Source organism: Mesorhizobium sp. M4B.F.Ca.ET.143.01.1.1 (assembly GCF_004792275.1).
In the GTDB taxonomy this organism is placed as follows: Bacteria; Pseudomonadota; Alphaproteobacteria; order Rhizobiales; family Rhizobiaceae; genus Mesorhizobium; species Mesorhizobium abyssinicae.
In genome coordinates, this window is sequence record NZ_SRSR01000004.1 from 120,139 (window position 1) to 139,378 (window position 19,240).

Below are 19,240 nucleotides of genomic sequence, written 5' to 3' on the forward strand. Positions count from 1 at the left end.
CGCATGGCCGGGCCGAGCCGACCTGCCGCGTCTTAAAAAGCAATTCGTGTGCCACTCGGGCAGTGGAGGGTGCGGCAAAATGGTCGTCACAAAGCGCTGAATTTGCTGAGCCGCCTCAGCGATGCGTTCAGATCGATCAAAAGCATAGTTTGCACAAAAATAGTGCAAATACTGATCTTTTTGTGGGCATATTGCCTAAATGAGTCGCAACCACTATCTTGGAAAGTAGATGAATCGACAGGCTCCTGGAGAAGAAGGGAGATCGCCAATGCAAGTCACCCCGTCCCGTCCGTCGGCAAAGATTTTGATGTTCCCCCTGGCAGGGCGCAAATCTGCCTCAAATTTAGGCGCAAAGGCCAAGTTCGCGGCAGAGCTTGCTTCGCTGCGCAACACGCATGCCGATTTTGACGGCTGGTACCACGAGGCGGCGATCGAAGAAGAGAGCACGCAGCGCAAGAGCTGATCGAGCCCTCCAGGGATTTCAGGATGGGAAAAGCCCGGCGTGATCGCTCACGCCGGGCTTTTGCTTTGAGCGCCTGGGCAACGCCTACTGCTTGGTGTTGAGGTCGGTTCCCAGCGTATCCCTGACGAAGATCATGCCGATGATCAGCGACATGGCGGCGATCACCACCGGGTACCAGAGGCCGTAATAGATATCGCCCTTGTAGGCGCTGAGCGCGAATACCGTCGCCGGCAAGAGACCGCCGAACCAGCCATTGCCGATGTGGTAGGGCAGCGACATGCCGGTGTAGCGGATGCGGGTCGGGAACATCTCGACCAGGATCGCCGCGATCGGCCCGTAGACCATGGTGACGAACAGCACGAGGATGAACAGAATGCCGATGGTCATCGGCCAGTTCACCGCCGCCGGATCGGCGAACATGGCAAACGCGCCGCCGCCCGGAATGCTGTAGACGGTGATCTCGGGCGCACCCGCCGCCTCATCCTTGGTCAGCAGCTTGTCCTTGACGGCTTGGTCGACAGCAACCGTCGTCTTCTCGCCGCCGCGGATCGCCGCCGCGTCGAGCTTGAGCTCGGGATTGGCCGCGATAAAGGCGTCGAGCTTCTGGTCCGGCACCTTGGCCGCCGCGCGCTTCAGCGGATAACCGCCGTCCCGCAACGACATGTTGACCGCCTTGACGAAGGCAGCGTCCTTGGCCTTGGCCTGATCGCCGGCGGCGACGGCGTCGTAGGACTCCACCGTCTCATTGCCGATCTTGACCGATGCGGCCGTTCCAGGTGCCGCCGTCGTGACCACGTCGTAAGGCACCGAGTTCTTGGTCAGGAACGAGGTGGCGATATCGCAGGACGTCGTGAACTTCGCCGTGCCGACCGGGTTGAACTGGAACTTGCAGTCGCCGGGCGCCGCGGTCACCGTCGCACGGGTGTTCTGCTGCGCGGTGGCGAGCGCCGGATTGGCAGCCCAGGTCAGTGCCTTGAACAGCGGGAAGGTGCAGACGATGCCCAAGGCGAGGCCGGCCATGATGATCGGCTTGCGGCCGATCTTGTCGGATAGCCAGCCGAACACGACGAAGAAGATCGAGCCGATCGCCAGCGCCACAGCGATCATGATGTTGACCGACTGCGGGTCGACCTTCAGCACGTTCTGCAGGAAGAACAGCGCGTAGAACTGGCCGTTGTACCAGATCACGGCCTGGCCGGCGGTGAGGCCGAGCAGCGCCAGCAGCGCGATCTTGGCATTCTTCCACTGGCCGAAGGCTTCCGAGAGCGGTGCCTTCGAACCCTTGCCTTCCTCCTTCATGCGCTGGAACGTCGGCGACTCCGAGAGCGAGAGCCGGATCCAGATCGAGATGGCGAGCAGCACGAAGGAGACGATGAAGGGAATGCGCCAGCCCCAATCGGCATAGGTTTCCTTGCTCATCGACCCCTGCACGATGAGGATGACGATCAGCGACAGGAACAGACCGAGCGTCGCCGTCGTCTGGATCCAGGAGGTGTAGAAGCCGCGGCGATCGTCGGGGGCATGCTCGGCGACATAGGTGGCGGCGCCGCCATACTCGCCGCCGAGCGCCAGGCCCTGCAGCATGCGCAGCCCGATAAGGATCACCGGCGCGGCGATGCCCCAACTGGCATAGCCTGGCAAGAGACCGACCAGGAAGGTCGACAGGCCCATGATCGTCATGGTGACGAGGAAGGTGTATTTGCGGCCGACAAGATCGCCGATGCGGCCGAACAGCAGAGCGCCGAAGGGGCGGACCAGGAACCCGGCGGCGAAGGCGAGCAGCGCGAAGATGTTGCGCGTCGCTTCCGGCGCCGAGGAGAAGAAGGTGGCGCCGATGAAAGCCGCCAGCGAGCCGTAGAGATAGAAGTCGTACCATTCGAAAACGGTGCCGAGCGAGGAAGCGAAGATGACCTTCTTCTCCTCCCGCGTCATGCCGCGGCTTGTTCCGCCGGCGGTCGATGCCATTGCCATTGAAAAGTCCTCCCGTGAGATCCCGTCTGTCCGCGACGGCTGCGCGCCATCGTCCGCCTCTCCTGCGAGAGCAGACTCAAAGACGCAGCCACAGGTAAAAAGTGGCAGAAAGCGCCGGCGAAAGGCACCGCGACGATGGGATTATGACTTTCGTATTAGGTGCAGTGCGAAAGCGGAGCGCTGCGCTCAGGCTTTCAGCGCCTCGAGCAGGCTGACCGCCGCCATCATGTCGCGCTTGCGGGCCGAGCGGCGCGCCACGGCCTCGGCATCCTGGCCCCAATGCTCGATCTGCCAGTCCTCGTCGACATGGCCGGCGGACCATGCCGTTTCGCCATCGAGTTCGCCGAAATCGACAGCTATGGCCAGCAGCGCCGATCCGGTCAGCGAGGTCATGACATGGATGGCGGCGAGCCGCAGCGGCTCGTTGCGCTGCGCAAGATGGGCGCCGAGCACGGCGATGGTCTCGCGCGGCTGCTCGACATGAACGATGCCCTCGGCGAGAAGGAAGCGGGCGCCAAGCGCGCCGCGCGCCCAGTCGATGACCGGGTCCCAAAGCTGGTTCTGCCGGTCTACCAGCCCTTGCGGGCCATCGGCGCGGTAGCAGAGCAAGTCGGACGAGGCGAAGCGCAGGATATCCTCCAGCACCGCCTGCGGATCGCTGGCGACGCCGTCGATGGCGGTGTTGACGAGGCGCATGACCGGCATGGTGACGGGGTCAATGACCTCGCCTTGCGCGTCGAACTCGCCGGCAACCAGGGCCGCCGCCTTTTCGGTTGGCAGCGCCAGCAGTGCCTTGCCCGGCGTGCGTACCGGCCTGCCGTCGAGATGGACGGCGAAGCCCTCCTCAACCGGCGCGAGCGAGACGGCCTTGTAGAAGCGCTTCGGCAGCGGCGTCTTCATCTGGATCTGGGCGCGGCGCACGGGATCGGGATCGGAGAGCTGCTTTCCCGCTTCGAGGTCATTGAGGATGTCGCGCATGTCGAACTCCTTACGCTGGAACCTGCCTGCGCGGCCGGTTGACGATGATCAGGCCGGCGGCGATCAGGCCGAGCGCCAGGAAGATCCTGACCGTCGGTGGTTCGCCCAGCAGCACCGCGCCGCACAGAACGCCGAAGACCGGGGACAGGAAGGCGAAGCTCGACAGGCCGGCCGCCGGATAGCGCGTGAGCAGCCAGAACCACAACACATAGGTGAATGCGACGATATAGAAAGACTGGAACAACAGCGCCAGGGTCGGCAAGGCGGTGACCGCGCGGATCGGCGGGCCGGCGAAAGGCATTACCAGCAAACCGACAACAGCTGCGCCAGCCAGCTGGTAGAGCAGCAGTTTCTCGGCGCTGGTCTCGACCAGTTTCGACCGCTTGATGACGATGCTGGTCATCGCCCACAGGATCCCCGACCCGAGGCTGAGCAGATCACCGGTGAGTGTGGCAGTGTTGCCGGCAACGATGCCGTCGGAGAAGACCGCCGCAAGGCCGCAGAAGGCCAGAACCAGTCCGCCCAGCTTGCGCGCGTTGATGCGCTCGCCGAGCAGGAAATGACCGCCGATCAAGACCCAGAACGGCATGGTGTTGACCAGCAGCGTGTTGCGGGCAACGGTTGTGTATTCCAGCCCGATATAGAGGCACAGGAACTCGACCCCGAAGAGCACCCCGACAATGATGCCGGCGACAAGCGTCCCGTCCGCTTCGAACAGCTTGATGCCGCGGAGCCGACACCAGCCGAGCACGCAGAGCCCGCCGAGGATCGAGCGCGCGATCGAAACGAAGACGGGATCATAGCCGGCGTAGGAGACCTTGGCGGCGACATAGTTCAGCCCCCAGGAGAAGGTCAGCCCGACCATGATCGCGGCGGCCGCCATGTCGACCGCATCGCGGCGGTCGAGCGTGCCGGTGACGCCGCTCACCCCTCCTCCTCCGCGCTCTGCTCATCGAAGCCGATCAGATTCCAGCTCTGGCGCATATGCGGCGGCATCGGCGCGGTGACGTCGATGACGCCCTTGTCCGGGTGCGGGATGAGGATGCGGCGCGCATGCAGATGCAGTCGGTTCTGCATGCCGCCTGGAAAATCCCAATTGGTATCGGCCTCGAAATATTTGGGATCGCCGATGATAGGGCAGCCGATATGAGCGGCGTGGACGCGCAGCTGATGGGTGCGGCCGGTATAGGGCTCCATCTCCAGCCAGGACAGCGATTGCGCCGCCTGCTCGACGACGCGGTAGTAGGACACCGCATGGTCGGCGCCCTTCTCGCCGTGTTTGGCGATGCGCACGCGGTCGCCGTCCGGCGTCGGCTCCTTGATCAACCAGGTCGAGATCTTGTCTTCGCGCTTCGGCGGCACGCCCTTGACCAGCGCCCAGTAGGTCTTCTTGGTCTCGCGCGCCCGGAAGGCTTCCGACAGCTTCATCGCCGCAAGGCGGGTGCGGGCGACCACCAGTACGCCGGAGGTGTCGCGGTCGAGCCGGTGCACCAGGCGCGGCTTCTCGCCCTTCTGGTTGCGCCAGGCCTCCAGCATGTCGTCGACATTGCGGGTGACGCCGGAGCCGCCCTGCACGGCGAGCCCCGCCGGCTTGTTGAAGACGAAGACCTTCGCATCCTCATGCAGAAGCATCTTGGCGAGCACATCGGCGTCGCCCTGGTTGCGGATCGAATGGCCGGTGAGCGGCGCATCGCCCTTCTTGTCGACCTCGAGCGGCGGAATGCGAACCGTCTGGCCGGGCTCGACGCGGGTGTCGGCCTTCACCCTACTGCCGTCGACGCGGATCTGGCCGGAGCGCAGGAGCTTCTGCAAATGGCCGAAGCCGAGACCCGGAAAATGGGTCTTGAACCAGCGGTCGAGCCGCATGCCCGCCTCGCCGGCCTCCACCGTGATCTGTTCAACGCCTGCCATTTGTCTCGCTTTGCCTCTTCGGAAGCGGGGGCAATAGCACTAATGCATGTCGCCCAAAAGTGTTTGGCGGTTTTGGGACAACGACATGCATGAACAAACCTAAGGCAGGCTTCTTGCGAGCCAAAGACCCAGAAACAGGGCGAGGATCGCGCCAATGACGCTGGCGAGCGCGTAGCCAAGCGCCGGCAGCGTCGCGCCGCGCTCCCAAAGCGTGGCGAAATCGAGCGAAAAGGCCGAGAAGGTGGTGAAGCCGCCGAGGATGCCGGTGGCCACGAACAGCCGCACCTCGTTCGAGCCGCCGCGCCGCGCGAGCACGGCGATGAACAGGCCCATGACGAACGAGCCGAGGATGTTGATCGCCATCGTGCCCCAGGGATAGTTGGGGCCGACCAGGCGCAGGGCGCCCATATTGGTCAGGTGGCGGATGCCGGCGCCGATGCCGCCGCCGATGACAACGAGAAGTAGATTGGCCATGGCGGCTTTCTGCCGTTGCCGGATTGCCCGGTCAATCCCTCTCGATGGCGGAGGGAACCACGCAGATCGTCGAGCGCGTCAGAAACCGCCTCTCGCGGCCATTGTCGAGCGAGAACATGCCGCCCCTGCCCGGCACCACGTCGATGATCAAATTCGTGTGTTTCCAGGCCTCGTACTGTGAGGCGCTTATATAGACCGGCGTGTCGCCGATCTCGCCCAGCATGACGTCGCCGTCGCCGACGATGAAATCGCCGCGCGGGTAGCACATCGGCGAGGAGCCGTCGCAGCAGCCGCCGGATTGGTGGAACAGAACCGGGCCGTGATCGGCGATGATCTCGGCGAGGAACGCCTCTGCCTCCGGCGTGGCGGACACCTTGCCCAGCGATATCTTGTCCATGATCTTCTCCTGTTCGAGGGAGGAGCGCGGCGAACCGCGCCCCTCCCTTCCCCGCGCCACGGGAGCCGATCAGAAGAAGCCGAGCTTCTTCGGGCTGTAGCTGACCAGCATGTTCTTGGTTTGCTGGTAGTGGTCGAGCATCATCTTGTGCGTCTCGCGGCCGATGCCGGACTGCTTGTAGCCGCCGAACGCCGCATGCGCCGGATAGGCGTGGTAGCAATTGGTCCACACGCGCCCGGCCTGGATGGCGCGGCCGAAGCGGTAGCAGCGGTTCGCGTCGCGGCTCCAGATGCCGGCGCCGAGCCCGTAGAGCGTATCGTTGGCGATCGACAGCGCCTCGTCATCGTCCTTGAAGGTCGTGACCGACACCACTGGTCCGAAAATCTCCTCCTGGAAGATGCGCATCTTGTTGTGGCCGCGGAACACGGTCGGCTTGACGTAGTAGCCGCCGGCAAGGTCGCCAGGCAGATGGTTCTGTTCGCCGCCGGTCAGCACCTCGGCCCCTTCCTGGCGACCGATGTCGAAGTAGCTCAGGATCTTTTGCAGCTGCTCGCTCGACGCTTGCGCGCCGATCATCGTCGCAGGGTCGAGCGGATCGCCCTGGACGATCGCCTCGACACGCTTCAGCGCCCGCTCGATAAACCTGTCGTAGATCTTCTCATGCACCAGCGCCCGGCTCGGGCAGGTGCAGACCTCGCCCTGGTTGAGCGCGAACATCACAAAGCCCTCGATCGCCTTGTCGAAGAAGTCGTCGTCCTCCGCCGTCACATCCTGGAAGAAGATGTTGGGCGACTTGCCGCCGAGCTCCAGCGTCACCGGGATCAGATTCTGGCTGGCATATTGCGAGATCAGCCGGCCCGTCGTCGTTTCGCCGGTGAAGGCGATCTTGGCGATGCGGTTGGACGACGCCAGCGGCTTGCCGGCCTCGAGCCCGAAACCGTTGACGATGTTGAGCACGCCCTCCGGCAGAAGGTCGCCGACGAGGTCGGCCCACAGCATGATGGTCGCTGGTGTCTGCTCGGCCGGCTTCAGCACCACGCAATTGCCGGCGGCGAGCGCCGGCGCCAGCTTCCACACCGCCATCAGCAGCGGGAAATTCCAGGGAATGATCTGGCCGACGACGCCGAGCGGTTCGTGAAAATGATAGGCGACGGTGTCGTGGTCGATCTCGGAGATCGAACCCTCCTGGCTGCGCAGGACGCCGGCGAAATAGCGGAAATGGTCAATGGCCAGGGGCAGGTCGGCCGCGGTCGTCTCACGGATCGGCTTGCCGTTGTCCCAGGTCTCGGCCAGCGCCAGCAGGTCGAGATTCTCTTCCATGCGGTCTGCGATGCGGTTGAGGATGAGCGCGCGGGCGGCTGGACTTGTCCTGCCCCAGGCGTCCTTGGCCTTGTGCGCGGCGTCGAGCGCCGCCTCGATGTCGCTGGCGTCCGACCGGGCGACCTCGCCCAGCGGCCCCCCGGTCACCGGCGAGATGTTCTCGAAGTACTTTCCGGAGAGCGGCGCCACCCATTTGCCGCCGATGTAGTTGTCGTAGCGCTTGGCGAAGGGAACCTTGGCCGTGCGGGAAAATTCCACCTTGTTCATTGTCTGCCTCCCAGCAAAACAGCGCCACGGAATGTGTCGCGTCGCGGGAGACAGTCGCGGATGGCTTTTAGCTTGTCAGCCTGGGGTCGGACGATCGCAGCCGCCGAGTGTCGCAGAACTGCGACAGGTCGGGTCCGGGAAAATCAATGGGTGCGGTGGATGCCGAAACGGGCAAGCTTGCGGTGCAGCGTGGCGCGGGAAATGCCGAGGTTCTGGGCCGCGGCGGAGACGTTGCCGCCGGTGCGCGCAATTGCGCGCTGCACCACCCCGCGCTCGGCATCATCCAAATCCTCGGAGGTTTTGGCTGCATCGCCGAGGAGATCGGCGGCAAGCAGCCCCTTGGCAAGGGCTTCTCGGGTTATGCCGAGCGCAAGACGCGCGGTGCGCGTCGCACCGACAACCAGATCGTCGGCATCGACGGCGATGAACGCGCCGGCGCCGCGCTCGGCGACCGGGGCGAGCAGGATGCGGGCGCTCGAGTACACCATGCGGAAATTCTCCGCCTCGATCCGGCGGGCGGCGTCACCGACCGCAACCGCGATGAGCTGGACAAAACCTTCCGTCAGATCCGACCGGCAGGACGACACGTCGAGCGCCGCCGCCAGATTGCCTTCGTGGTCGTAGACCGGCGCCGTGGTGCAGCTGAGCAAAGTGTTGCGCGAGAAGAAATGCTGGTCGCGATGGATGGTCAGCGCCCGTTGTTCGGCGATGCAGGTTCCGATTCCGTTGGTGCCCTCGGCGTCCTCGCTCCAGACCGTCCCGGTCCAAAGGCCCCATTCGTCGAATGTCTCGTCGTCGGCGACCGCGCCCCTGCGCTCGATGGGGATGCCATTCCGGTCGGCCAGCATCACACAGCAGCCGACGCCGCCGACCGCGAGATAGAGCCGGTTGAGACTTGCCTCGGCGGCGCGGGCCAGTGGCTCCATGCGCTGCCTGGCCAGCATCAGCTCCGCTTCAGTCAACCGCCTAGGCGCCTTGCGCTCGGCCGGATCGAGACGGTGCAGCTGGAGAGAGCGCCGCCATGAGGCGACCAGCGCCGAATGGGCCGCGTCGCTCCTGGCGATCGAGGCCTGGACATGATCCGCATGCACGACTGATTGCCGACCGATCAACCTGACCCTCCCGTGAGCGAGACCTCCTCCCGCTCAGTCGTCATGTTGGCTAGAACATATTCGACACCCAAGGCAGTTCAGCTTCGATAGAACGCTGACCCCGAGACGTATTTGATTTTGCGCAATTCGGGACGGAAAATCGCTACGCAATCGTCCCAGAATTGCTCTGGCGTTCTAACGGTGGCTGCCGGCCGGCGCCATTGGACGTTGGTTTAAGACCGATTGGCGAGATCCTGTCGTAGATCAGTTCGCACCGGCCTTCCTCGGTTTGCTGGAGCCGATCATCTTCCAGTTCTTGTAGAACATGGCGTTGACGCGCTCGACGCTGACCGAGACGACCGCGAGAAGACCGGCGATCAGGCCCGGGAACGGGGACGGACGGATGATGTCCATGAAGACGCAATAGCGTCGCCCGTCATACTCGTTGACCGAGCGGTGCAGCAGCGTGTCGTCGAAAATGTAGAGCGGATTGTCGTGCCAGTAGTTCCTGGCGTCGTTGCACTCGACGAAAACCTCGGCCTTCACCGGCAGCAAATTGTAGAGAATGCGCAGGCTGAGCCGAAGCGGACCGAAATGCCAGGAGGTCGATTCCTTGCCCCTGAAGACGGACACGGCGATGGTCTTAATGTATTTGAAATCCTTGTTGAATTCCGCCACGTTGTCGATCTTGTGCTTGCCGTACCACTGATAGACATACATGCCACGCCGGCCGGTGCCGAAATTGGCGTCGATATCGGCGATGATCTCGTCCTTGCGCGCCTTGAAGACGTCGAGAACCTCGTTGACCTCTCGCTGATAGTCGGCGGGAAACTGCTCCAGCTTCCAGACGCCAGGGTTCCGGTAGCAAAGCAGGTCGACAAGCAGGTTGAACGGCGACAGCAGCCAGGTGAAGAGGCCGTTGCCGAGAAAATAACCGCGGAACAGCGACAGGGTCTTGTTCTTGTTGCGCAGCACGTCGATCAGGCCGCAGACGATCCAGATCGTCGTCAGGATCGGGATGAAGTAGAAGCCGAGCGCGAGAAGCGGAACCGCTATGATCAGCTGGCGGAGGGATTTGCGAAGGGTTTTTGTCATTGGTTGCTCGCGCCGGGCGCGATTCCTGTTCCGAATGATTATCGCCAAAGGCTCTTGGCCGCGACCACCACCCAGGTCGTGCGCCTTGATAAGGTCTTTTGTTGCTCGGCACAATGCCGTCGCATACGGCCCGAATGGTCGACGGCTGTTGCCAACAAGAATATTTGGAGTCGGCCGCTCCACTTAAGGTCAATGCGCTGCCGGCAGGCCGAGGTCGTCCCATTTCTTCTTCGGCACGACATCGCCGACCGGGAATTCGATGCGTCGGCGCTTCGCCTCGCTTGGCCAGCCTCGCGCTCGCTGTCAGCACCATGAAAAAAGCCCCGTTTCCGGGGCTTTTCGATCGTGGGGGCCCTCAGCCCTTGCGCGGCAACTGGGGCACAAGGCTGCGCTTGCCGCCGTCCTTGCCCTTCGGCTCCGGCTTCTGCGCCACCGCCTTCTTGGCTGCGGGTTTCTTTGCCGCCTTGCGGGGCTTCGGCGCTTCTTCCGGCTCTTCCTTCTTCGGCTTCACCGGCGCTTCGTCGGCCAGCGATTCGAGCTTCAGGCCGGTCTCGCCGGTTTCCTTCTTCTCGACGGTGACGCGCACCGTGCCGCCCTTCTTGAGCTTGCCGAACAGCACCTCGTCGGCCAGCGGCTTCTTGATGTGCTCCTGGATGACGCGGCCGAGCGGACGGGCGCCCATGCGCTCGTCATAGCCCTTGTCGGCCAGCCAGGCGATCGCGTCCGGCGACAGGTCGAAGGTGACGCCGCGCTCGGAGAGCTGGGCCTCCAACTGCATGACGAACTTCTGCACCACCTGATGGATGACCGGCACCGGCAGCGAGCCGAACGGGATGATCGCATCGAGGCGGTTGCGGAACTCCGGCGTGAACAGCCGGTTGATCGCCTCGACATCGTCGCCTTCGCGCTTGGTCGAGCCGAAGCCGATCGCCGCGCGCTGCGCATCCGACGCACCCGCATTGGTGGTCATAATCAGGATGACATTGCGGAAGTCGATCTGCTTGCCATTGTGGTCGGTCAGCTTACCGTGGTCCATCACCTGCAACAGGATGTTGAACAGGTCCGGATGCGCCTTCTCGACCTCGTCGAGCAGCAGCACGCAGTGCGGATGCTGGTCGACGCCGTCGGTCAGCAGGCCACCCTGGTCGAAGCCGACATAGCCGGGAGGCGCGCCGATCAGCCGCGAGACGGTGTGGCGTTCCATGTATTCCGACATGTCGAAGCGGATCAATTCGACACCCAGCGAGGCGGCGAGCTGCTTGGCCACTTCCGTCTTGCCGACGCCGGTCGGGCCCGAGAACAGATAGGACCCGATCGGCTTTTCCGGTTCGCGCAGGCCGGCGCGCGCCAGCTTGATCGCGGAGGTCAGCGCGGTGATCGCGGTGTCCTGGCCGTAGACGACGCGCTTCAGCTCGACGTCGAGACCCTGCAGCACCTTCTCGTCGTCGGCCGAAACCGTCTTCGGCGGGATGCGCGCCATGGTGGCGATCGTGGCTTCGATTTCCTTGATGCCGATCGTCTTCTTGCGCTTGGCCTCAGGCACCAGCATCTGCGAGGCGCCGGTCTCGTCGATCACGTCGATCGCCTTGTCCGGCAGCTTGCGGTCGTTGATGTAGCGCGCCGAAAGCTCGACCGAGGCCTTGATCGCCTCGCTCGTGTAGCGGACCTTGTGGAACTCCTCGAAATAGGGCTTGAGGCCCTTCATGATCTCGATGGCGTCCTCGATGGTCGGCTCGTTGACGTCGATCTTCTGGAAGCGCCGCACCAAAGCGCGGTCCTTCTCGAAGAACTGGCGGAACTCCTTGTAGGTGGTCGAGCCGATGCAGCGGATGGCGCCCGACGACAGCGCCGGCTTCAGCAGGTTCGACGCGTCCATAGCGCCGCCAGACGTGGCCCCTGCCCCGATCACGGTATGGATCTCGTCGATGAACAGCACCGCGCCCGGGTAGTCCTCGAGTTCCTTGACGACCTGCTTCAGCCGCTCCTCGAAGTCGCCGCGATAGCGCGTGCCGGCAAGCAGCGTGCCCATGTCGAGCGCGAAGATGGTGGCGTTGTGCAGAACCTCCGGCACGTCGCCCTCGACGATGCGCTTGGCCAGGCCCTCGGCGATCGCCGTCTTGCCGACGCCGGGATCGCCGACATAGAGCGGGTTGTTCTTGGAGCGGCGGCACAGCACCTGGATGGTGCGGTTGATCTCCGACTCGCGGCCGATCAGCGGATCGATCTTGCCGGCCTTGGCCTTGTTGTTGAGGTTGATGCAATAGGCCGTCAGCGCGTCCTGCTGCTGCTTCTTCTTGCCGTTCTCCTCCTGCGGCTCGGCGCCGTTCTGGCCGCCCTGCTCGTCATCGGCGCCGCGCGGGGTGCGGCTCTCCGACGCGCCGGGGCGCTTGGCGATGCCATGCGAGATGTAGTTGACCGCGTCGTAGCGGGTCATCTGCTGTTCCTGCAGGAAATAGGCGGCGTGGCTTTCGCGCTCGGCGAAGATGGCGACAAGCACGTTGGCGCCCGAGACCTCTTCGCGGCCAGACGACTGCACGTGGATCACGGCGCGCTGGATGACGCGCTGGAAACCGGCGGTCGGCTTGGAATCCTCATCATAGCCGGTGACGAGATTGTCGAGTTCGGTGTCGATATAGGTGAGAACCGTGTGCTTCAATTCGTCGAGGTCGACGTTGCAGGCGCGCATGACGGCGGCCGCCTCGGTGTCGTCGATCAACGCGAGCAGCAGGTGTTCGAGTGTTGCGTATTCATGGTGCCGCTCATTGGCGAGCGTCAGCGCCTGATGTAGCGCCTTTTCCAGGCCTTGGGAGAAAGCCGGCATGTTACCTCACTTCTTCTCCATCACGCATTGCAGCGGATGCTGATTCTGTCGGGCGAAATCCATGACCTGGGACACTTTGGTCTCGGCCACCTCGAATGTATAGACCCCGCACTCGCCCACTCCATGATTGTGAACATGAAGCATGATGCGTGTGGCGGCTTCGCGGTCCTTCTGGAAAAAACGCTCCAGCACGTGAACCACGAACTCCATGGGCGTGTAGTCGTCGTTGAGGATGAGGACCCGGTAGAGACTGGGCTTCTTGGTCTTGGTTTTGGTGCGCGTGATGACGGCCGTACCGCGACCGGCCTCGTTGCCGTCGCCTTCACTCTGCATCCGCACCACGCCTGCCGTGGCAGTCAAACCGATCGTCACGTAGTCCTGCCTTTTTCGAATCCCCATGCGAGTTCGACATGTAGGTGTTCGATGAACGATTTTAAGCCCTTCTGTTTAGCTGACAATATGGCTAGGTGGGCAAACTTCAGCGATTTTCGCAATCGTGAAGGCAGCAAAGCCGCCGGATTGGAGCGAACATGAAAAAACCCGGCCGCGCATCCGCGACCGGGTCTGTCTTGCAGGCCGGCTAGCCTAATTTCAGTGCCTTGCGGCGAAATTACTTCGACTTGGCGACGATCGATTCGAACGGCTTGTAGGCTTCCTTGGCGAGTTCGGCATAGAGGTCGCCGATCTTGGCGGCCTCGGCGACGAAGCTCTCGTAGCTCTGTTTGGCGTAGTCGGACTGGATCTCGATCGCCTTGTCCAGCGACTTGGCCGAGAACAGCTTCTCGACGGCGGCACTGCCGGCCTCGAAGCTCTTCTTGGTGTACTCACCCGCTTCGGTGGCGATCGCCTGCGCGCCCTTGGTGAGCGAAGCAAAGCTCTTCAATCCGGTGTCGGCAAATTCCTTGCCGTATTTGCTGAAGTCCTCGTAGGTCTGGGCCATTTCACGCTTCCCTTCGTGGTTGAAACGCCCTTTTGCCCCGGGCGCCCTTGTGCAATGCACCGTAAATATATTGTGCGATGCACAAAAGTCAAGTTTTTGCCTGTTTGCTGGGCATAGGCGGACGGGAAGAGTCCAAAATTCGAATAAAAAGAGGCTCAAATCGCCAGAAAATGGTGAACGCGGCGGTTACCATAAACGGATTGGTAACGCTGCCCGCGATAGCTTGACCGGAAGCGAGGCAGGCTCACGCCGCCGCCTCCGGGGCAACGAAAATTCAGGGAAGTATCAGTGCGTCAGGCGTTGTCGGGCTTCGTCTCCAAATCCTCCTCATTCCTTAAGGCGGCCACGATCGTCGCCCTGGCGATGGGCGTCGTCGTCGCCGATGCCGCCTCGTCGATGGCGGCGAAGTCGGCCGCCATCGTCATCGACGCCAAGACCGGCAAGGTGCTGTATTCCTCCGACGCCAATGGTCGGCGCTATCCCGCTTCGCTGACCAAGATGATGACGCTCTACCTGACCTTCGAGGCGCTGGCGAAGGGCCGGATCTCGAAGAACACGCCGGTGCCGTTCTCCGCCCACGCCGCGGCCGAGCCGCCGACCAAGCTCGGCGTCAAGCCCGGCGGATCGGTGTCCGTCGACACCGCCATCCTGTCGATGGTGACCAAGTCGGCCAATGATTCCGCGACGGCGCTGGGCGAGCTGATTGGTGGCAACGAAGCCAATTTCGCCCGCATGATGACCGCCAAGGCGCGTCAGCTCGGCATGAACGGCACGGTCTTCCGCAACGCCAACGGCCTGCCCGATCCGGGCCAGTTCACCACCGCCCACGACATGGCCATGCTCGGCATCGCGTTGAGGGAGCACTTCCCGCAATATTACGGCTACTTTTCGCAGCGCTCCTTCCTGTACGGCCGCCAGCGCATCAACGGCCACAACCGCTTGCTCGGCCGCATCAAGGGCGTGGACGGAATCAAGACCGGCTACACCCGCGCTTCCGGCTACAATCTGGTCTCGTCGGTCAACGACGGCGATCGCAAGCTCGTCGCCGTGGTGATGGGCGGCGCCTCGGGCCGCTCGCGCGACAACCAGATGGCCGGTCTGATCAACGCCTACATGCCGAGGGCATCGACGCGCGGTGGTGGCGCCCTGGTCGCCAAGGCCGGTGGCGGCAATCCGATCAGCGCCCTCGCCAAGGTGTTCCTGCCGAAGCACGATGCACCGACCCCGGACGAAAAGCCGGCGGTTGAAGACGAGGCGACGGTCGCCTCCGCCGACGACAGCGCGCCCGTTGTCGAGGAAACCGCCCCGGTCGTCGAGGAAACCACGCCGGTCGTCCAGATCAAGAAGGTCAAGACCGTGGCTGTCGCCGCTGTGGCTGCGGCCCCGGCGCCGCAGGCCGTCGCCGCCTATGCCGAACCTGAGCCGGCGGCGGCGGTCGATCCGGTCAAGACGGCCTCGGTGCCGTCGGGCTGGGCGGTGCAGGTGGCGTCCTCGCCGAAGCAATCGGAAGCCCAGGCCTTCCTCGACAAGACGAGCAAGCAGGCGCCGAAGGTGCTGGCCGATGCCTCAGCCTTCACCGTCGCCTTTGACAAGGACGGCGTCACCTACTACCGCGCCCGCTTCGGCGGCTTCTCGTCGAAGGACGCCGCGTGGAATGCCTGCACCGCTTTGAAGAAGAAGAAGATCAGCTGTTACGCCGTCCAGCAGTAGGGCGGCATTGGAATCTCCCGGGAAATTTCTGCGTCGAAGGAGACTAGTTGTGGTTGGAGAGCAAGACGTCCTTGGCTTCATTGATCCGCGCCGCAAGGAACGACGTGCCGCCGATATCGGGGTGCAGGCGCTGCATCAGGCGGCGGTGCGCCTTGCGGACATCCGCCGCGGCGGCCCCCGCTTCAAGACCAAGGATCTTGTAGGCCTCCTCCTTAGTCATGGCGCCCGCACCTGGCGCAACACCCAGCCCTTCGCCACTGTCCGGCTCTGCGTTTTTGCGCCAGACGGGAAATCGGCCGTCAAGATACGTCTCTAGCAGCTGGCGGCTCTCCGGATCGCCGGAGAGCTCACGATAGAGGTGCTGCAGCTCGGCCAGGTTCATCGCGCCAAGCATCTTGCCTTCATGGCGGCCGGCCAGAACGAGCCCTTCCAGTCCGCCGGTCTTGTGATCGAGCTCCATTTCCAGCGCGGCAGTGCGCACGGTGGAGCGTTTTCGCGGCGGTTGCTGCGCCGGTCGGTTCATGCGCATCGTACCGTACCAGGCTGCCGCGCCGACCAGCATGATCCCACCGAGGCCGCTGCGCCCGACGGCGAATATCGCTGCGCCGGCCAGGGCAAGGAGAATCGGCCCCAGCGTCTTCATGCCATCCGCCATTTTCGCAGGATCGGCGCGCACGAAAATCGTGACGGCGCCTAGAAGCACCAGAAGCAATGCGACCAATGCGATCAGTATGCCCATCGGTTCCCGTCGCCCTGCAACGTCACGACAGACCGCTCGTTTGACCGCCATTTCCTGCCGGAGTCATGACCCTTCCGGCAAGCCGGGGCCCGCGCGGGGCGCGCCTGAGCGATCTGCTGATTGTCGCACATAGGTTGAAGATGTGGCGCGGCGCCAATGCTTGCAAGTCCCATGTCTCACCATGGGGAGGGCCAGCAGGCGCCGGCGGATCGCAACCCCGGGGCAGAATCGTCCGCCCTACAGCAGGCCCAGCTCGGCCAGTTCCTGCCTGAGCTTCGGCGGCATCTCGACCAGGCCTGCCCTGCCCTTGCCGAGATCGGCCGGCGCGTCGGACGGTTTCAGGTAGCGCCAGCCCTGGAAGGCGCGGCGCGGCTGCCATTCGGTGCGCACGACTTGCGGGTCGAGCATCAGGTGACAGCGGCCGATGCCCTCATCGTCGGTGAACGGCCGGATCTCGGTGATCAACTGGCGGCATTGCACGCTGCCCTTGATCACCCAGTAGAGCGAGCCGCCGTCGGTGACCTCGTCGCCGCGCGACGGCACCATGCGGGTGGTGTGCCAGTGCTCGGCCGGCTCGCCGGCGCGCCGCCGCTCGTCGAGGCGAAAGTCGATCCACTCTTCGAGATCCTCGACGCTGTCGCAGCCGACGCAAAGTTTTAGGAGATTGAGAGCCATCGCTTAAGGTTTAGTCCGGCACGCGAAACCGTCAACGCCCCTGCCCGACTTCTCCACAGTGCCAGCGACGGCGTTCAGCACTCGACGACGTTGACGGCGAGACCGCCGAGGCTGGTTTCCTTGTACTTCTCGTTCATGTCGAGGCCGGTCTGGCGCATGGTCTCGATCGCCGCGTCGAGCGGCACGAAGTGGGTGCCGTCGCCCTTGATGGCGAGCGAAGCGGCGGTCACCGCCTTGACGGCGCCGAGCGCATTGCGCTCGATGCATGGCACCTGCACCAGCCCGCCGACGGGATCGCAGGTCATGCCGAGATGATGCTCCAGCGCGATCTCGGCTGCATTCTCGACCTGCTCCGGCGTGCCGCCCATGACGGCGCAAAGGCCGGCCGCCGCCATGGCCGAGGCGGAACCGACCTCGCCCTGGCAGCCGACCTCAGCGCCCGAGATCGAGGCGTTCGACTTGATGATGCCGCCGACGGCGGCGGCGGTGAGCAGGAAGTCGCGGATGCTCGGCTGGTCGGCTTCGGGATGGAAATGCAGCCAGTAGCGCAGCACCGCCGGCAGCGTTCCGGCCGCGCCATTGGTCGGCGCGGTGACGACGCGTCCGCCGGCGGCGTTCTCCTCATTGACAGCCATGGCGTAGATCGACAGCCAGTCATTGGCGAGCAAGGGGTTCGGCCGGTTCTGCTGCCACTGTTCCTGCAGCTTGTCGTGCAGTTGCCGGGCACGACGGCGCACCTTCAACCCGCCCGGCATGATGCCGTCCTGCGACAGGCCACGGTCGATGCAGCCCTTCATGGCGCCCCAGATGGCGTCGAGACCCGCGTCGAGCTCCTCGCGCGACATCTGCGTCTCCTCGTTGACGCGCTTCATCTCGGCGATGGAAAGCCCGCTCTTGGCCGCCATCTTCAGCATCTCGACGGCATTCTTGAAGGGATAAGGCACCTTCTTGCCTTCCGTCGTCACCGAGCCCTTGGCCTTCATCCGCTGCAGCTCTTCCTCGGAAACGACGAAGCCGCCGCCGATCGAATAATAGATGCGCTTGAGCAGCAGCCGGTCGCCGGCGTCGTAGGCATAGAACGCCATGCCGTTGGCGTGGCCGGTGAGCGGCGTCTTGCGGTCGAGCACGAGATCGGTCGCGGGATCGAAGCGGTAAGTCGGGTGACCCGGCGGCGCGATGCGCTTCTCGGCTGCGATCCCGGCAACGATGCCGTCGGCGAGGTCAGGATCGACCGTCTGCGGCGTCTCGCCGGCAAGGCCGAGGACGACGGCGCGGTCGGAGCCATGGCCGATGCCTGTATAGGCGAGCGAGCCGTGCAGGCTTGCGCCGATGCGGTCGACCCTGGCGCCTGCCGGGCGTGGCCAGTCACCGGCGAGGATTTCGTCCAGAAAACGCCGCGCGGCGGTCATCGGCCCCATCGTGTGCGAGCTCGATGGGCCGATGCCGATCTTGAACAGGTCGAAAACCGAAAGGAACACGCGCCGTTGTCTCCTGAATCCGTCTCGGCATACATATAGGAATTGCTGAGATGTTTCCGCTGTTTTGCGGATCGCGGCTGAGCGCCCGCCGACCTTGTCTGCTCCGGCAGCGACATTGATTGTCGGGTCACGCCGGCGGGGCTATTCTCCGAGACGCCAGGTAATCGTTGGGGAGGAAGCAATGCTTGCGTTGGATGCCAAGCCGGAACCGGTGTGCATCATGCCGGCGCAGACGGCCATCATCGTGGTGGACATGCAGAACGCCTTCGCCTCGGCGGGCGGCATGTTCGACCTGGCGGGCTTCGACATATCGGGCGCCGCACCGGCCATCGAGGCCAACAAAAGGCTGCTTGCGGCCGCGCGCAAAGCTGGCCTCACCGTGGTCTATCTCCAGATGTCGTACAGGCCCGACCTCGGCGACGCCGGCGATGCTTCCTCGCCGAACTACCACAAGGAACTGGGGATGGTGCTGATGCGCCAGCGCCCCGAGTTATGCGGCAAGCTGTTGATCGACAACAGCTGGGACTGGCAAATCGTCGATGCGCTGAAGCCGGAGCCGGGCGACCAGATCATCCGCAAATCCCGCTACAGCGGCTTTTGCAACACCGGTCTGGAAGCGTATCTGCGGGCTCGCAATATCCGCCATCTGCTGTTCAGCGGGGTCGCCACCAATGTCTGCGTCGATGCGACGGCGCGCGACGCCTACATGCTGGAGTTCTGGCCTGTCCTGGTCGAGGACGCGATGAACCATTCGGGCCCCGACTTCAACCGCCAGGCAACGCTGTGGAATTTCGAGAACGCGTTCGGATGGGTCACCAGGACGGACATTGTGGTCGAGGCCCTGCGCGCGAAAGCCGCCCAACCCCTGCCGGCCTAGCCGACCGTCGAAGCGGCCGGCTCGCCTGTGGTA

18 protein-coding genes are annotated in these 19,240 nt (G+C 63.9%); 3 read left to right on the top strand and 15 right to left on the bottom strand.

The window, feature by feature from the left end; all coding sequences use genetic code 11:
• Positions 1-268: 268 nt before the first annotated feature.
• Positions 269-463 carry a DUF2735 domain-containing protein gene (locus EN786_RS11210; protein WP_127286111.1) on the top strand — a complete coding sequence of 65 codons (195 nt, stop codon included), beginning with the start codon at positions 269-271 and terminating at the stop codon, positions 461-463.
• A gap of 84 nt (positions 464-547) precedes the next feature.
• Here the strand turns inward: EN786_RS11210 and EN786_RS11215 are convergent, their stop codons facing one another.
• From EN786_RS11215 to EN786_RS11270, 12 genes are all read right to left on the bottom strand, one after another.
• The gene (locus tag EN786_RS11215; RefSeq protein ID WP_135908357.1) at positions 548-2,434 is read right to left on the bottom strand and encodes an MFS transporter; all 1,887 of its coding nucleotides are present in this window, start codon (positions 2,432-2,434) and stop codon (positions 548-550) included.
• A gap of 186 nt (positions 2,435-2,620) precedes the next feature.
• A complete protein-coding gene (locus EN786_RS11220; protein WP_127310456.1) occupies positions 2,621-3,412 on the bottom strand; it encodes an ATP12 family chaperone protein in 792 nt (263 codons plus the stop codon).
• Between the two features lie 10 nt (positions 3,413-3,422).
• Positions 3,423-4,295: a DMT family transporter gene (locus EN786_RS11225; RefSeq protein ID WP_187331409.1), complete on the bottom strand. Its 873-nt coding sequence runs from the start codon at positions 4,293-4,295 to the stop codon at positions 3,423-3,425.
• Between the two features lie 41 nt (positions 4,296-4,336).
• Positions 4,337-5,323, bottom strand: coding sequence for an RluA family pseudouridine synthase (locus tag EN786_RS11230; RefSeq protein ID WP_127310454.1), 987 nt, complete (start codon positions 5,321-5,323; stop codon positions 4,337-4,339).
• Positions 5,324-5,422: 99 nt separating this feature from the next.
• Positions 5,423-5,797 (bottom strand): fluoride efflux transporter CrcB, encoded by a 375-nt coding sequence (gene crcB / locus EN786_RS11235; RefSeq protein WP_127310453.1) that lies wholly within the window; start codon positions 5,795-5,797, stop codon positions 5,423-5,425.
• A gap of 31 nt (positions 5,798-5,828) precedes the next feature.
• Positions 5,829-6,194, bottom strand: a complete 366-nt coding sequence (locus EN786_RS11240) for a DUF779 domain-containing protein (protein ID WP_127310452.1) — start codon at positions 6,192-6,194, stop codon at positions 5,829-5,831.
• 69 nt (positions 6,195-6,263) lie between these two features.
• A complete protein-coding gene (adh, locus tag EN786_RS11245; RefSeq protein WP_127310451.1) occupies positions 6,264-7,781 on the bottom strand; it encodes an aldehyde dehydrogenase in 1,518 nt (505 codons plus the stop codon).
• 143 nt (positions 7,782-7,924) lie between these two features.
• On the bottom strand, positions 7,925-8,872 hold the full coding sequence (locus EN786_RS11250; RefSeq protein ID WP_245478296.1) for a helix-turn-helix domain-containing protein: 948 nt from the start codon (positions 8,870-8,872) through the stop codon (positions 7,925-7,927).
• Between the two features lie 264 nt (positions 8,873-9,136).
• Positions 9,137-9,967: an aspartyl/asparaginyl beta-hydroxylase domain-containing protein gene (locus tag EN786_RS11255; RefSeq protein ID WP_127284622.1), complete on the bottom strand. Its 831-nt coding sequence runs from the start codon at positions 9,965-9,967 to the stop codon at positions 9,137-9,139.
• 355 nt (positions 9,968-10,322) lie between these two features.
• Positions 10,323-12,788 carry an ATP-dependent Clp protease ATP-binding subunit ClpA gene (gene clpA, locus EN786_RS11260; protein ID WP_127284621.1) on the bottom strand — a complete coding sequence of 822 codons (2,466 nt, stop codon included), beginning with the start codon at positions 12,786-12,788 and terminating at the stop codon, positions 10,323-10,325.
• A gap of 6 nt (positions 12,789-12,794) precedes the next feature.
• The gene (gene clpS / locus EN786_RS11265) at positions 12,795-13,121 is read right to left on the bottom strand and encodes an ATP-dependent Clp protease adapter ClpS (protein ID WP_187331408.1); all 327 of its coding nucleotides are present in this window, start codon (positions 13,119-13,121) and stop codon (positions 12,795-12,797) included.
• A gap of 277 nt (positions 13,122-13,398) precedes the next feature.
• The gene (locus tag EN786_RS11270; RefSeq protein ID WP_127284619.1) at positions 13,399-13,728 is read right to left on the bottom strand and encodes a phasin family protein; all 330 of its coding nucleotides are present in this window, start codon (positions 13,726-13,728) and stop codon (positions 13,399-13,401) included.
• Positions 13,729-14,016: 288 nt separating this feature from the next.
• On the opposite strand from EN786_RS11270, the gene EN786_RS11275 reads away from it, so the two are divergent.
• Complete coding sequence (locus tag EN786_RS11275; protein ID WP_127284618.1) at positions 14,017-15,438, top strand: D-alanyl-D-alanine carboxypeptidase; 1,422 nt, start codon at positions 14,017-14,019, stop codon at positions 15,436-15,438.
• A 43-nt stretch (positions 15,439-15,481) separates the two neighbouring features.
• On the opposite strand, the gene EN786_RS11280 is transcribed toward EN786_RS11275, so the two are convergent.
• The 3 genes from EN786_RS11280 to EN786_RS11290 form a co-directional block, all read right to left on the bottom strand.
• The gene (locus tag EN786_RS11280) at positions 15,482-16,177 is read right to left on the bottom strand and encodes a DnaJ domain-containing protein (RefSeq protein WP_127312169.1); all 696 of its coding nucleotides are present in this window, start codon (positions 16,175-16,177) and stop codon (positions 15,482-15,484) included.
• Between the two features lie 237 nt (positions 16,178-16,414).
• The gene (locus EN786_RS11285; RefSeq protein ID WP_127284616.1) at positions 16,415-16,852 is read right to left on the bottom strand and encodes a DUF1489 family protein; all 438 of its coding nucleotides are present in this window, start codon (positions 16,850-16,852) and stop codon (positions 16,415-16,417) included.
• A gap of 74 nt (positions 16,853-16,926) precedes the next feature.
• A complete protein-coding gene (locus tag EN786_RS11290) occupies positions 16,927-18,330 on the bottom strand; it encodes an L-serine ammonia-lyase (protein ID WP_127284615.1) in 1,404 nt (467 codons plus the stop codon).
• Between the two features lie 181 nt (positions 18,331-18,511).
• Here EN786_RS11290 and EN786_RS11295 point away from each other — a divergent pair, with 181 nt between their 5' ends.
• Positions 18,512-19,207 (top strand): cysteine hydrolase, encoded by a 696-nt coding sequence (locus tag EN786_RS11295; protein ID WP_127284614.1) that lies wholly within the window; start codon positions 18,512-18,514, stop codon positions 19,205-19,207.
• The last annotated feature ends 33 nt before the right edge of the window (positions 19,208-19,240 follow it).

What these genes read in the sequence shown, in the direction of transcription:
- EN786_RS11215 (WP_135908357.1), bottom strand. Translation starts at nt 2,434, where the DNA reads ATGGCAATGGCATCGACCGCCGGCGGAACAAGCCGCGGCATGACGCGG.
- EN786_RS11295 (WP_127284614.1), top strand. Translation starts at nt 18,512, where the DNA reads ATGCTTGCGTTGGATGCCAAGCCGGAACCGGTGTGCATCATGCCGGCG.
- EN786_RS11270 (WP_127284619.1), bottom strand. Translation starts at nt 13,728, where the DNA reads ATGGCCCAGACCTACGAGGACTTCAGCAAATACGGCAAGGAATTTGCC.
- EN786_RS11225 (WP_187331409.1), bottom strand. Translation starts at nt 4,295, where the DNA reads ATGGCGGCCGCCGCGATCATGGTCGGGCTGACCTTCTCCTGGGGGCTG.
- EN786_RS11220 (WP_127310456.1), bottom strand. Translation starts at nt 3,412, where the DNA reads ATGCGCGACATCCTCAATGACCTCGAAGCGGGAAAGCAGCTCTCCGAT.
- crcB (WP_127310453.1), bottom strand. Translation starts at nt 5,797, where the DNA reads ATGGCCAATCTACTTCTCGTTGTCATCGGCGGCGGCATCGGCGCCGGC.
- EN786_RS11285 (WP_127284616.1), bottom strand. Translation starts at nt 16,852, where the DNA reads ATGGCTCTCAATCTCCTAAAACTTTGCGTCGGCTGCGACAGCGTCGAG.
- EN786_RS11255 (WP_127284622.1), bottom strand. Translation starts at nt 9,967, where the DNA reads ATGACAAAAACCCTTCGCAAATCCCTCCGCCAGCTGATCATAGCGGTT.
- adh (WP_127310451.1), bottom strand. Translation starts at nt 7,781, where the DNA reads ATGAACAAGGTGGAATTTTCCCGCACGGCCAAGGTTCCCTTCGCCAAG.
- EN786_RS11280 (WP_127312169.1), bottom strand. Translation starts at nt 16,177, where the DNA reads ATGGGCATACTGATCGCATTGGTCGCATTGCTTCTGGTGCTTCTAGGC.
- EN786_RS11240 (WP_127310452.1), bottom strand. Translation starts at nt 6,194, where the DNA reads ATGGACAAGATATCGCTGGGCAAGGTGTCCGCCACGCCGGAGGCAGAG.
- clpA (WP_127284621.1), bottom strand. Translation starts at nt 12,788, where the DNA reads ATGCCGGCTTTCTCCCAAGGCCTGGAAAAGGCGCTACATCAGGCGCTG.
- clpS (WP_187331408.1), bottom strand. Translation starts at nt 13,121, where the DNA reads ATGCAGAGTGAAGGCGACGGCAACGAGGCCGGTCGCGGTACGGCCGTC.
- EN786_RS11210 (WP_127286111.1), top strand. Translation starts at nt 269, where the DNA reads ATGCAAGTCACCCCGTCCCGTCCGTCGGCAAAGATTTTGATGTTCCCC.
- EN786_RS11230 (WP_127310454.1), bottom strand. Translation starts at nt 5,323, where the DNA reads ATGGCAGGCGTTGAACAGATCACGGTGGAGGCCGGCGAGGCGGGCATG.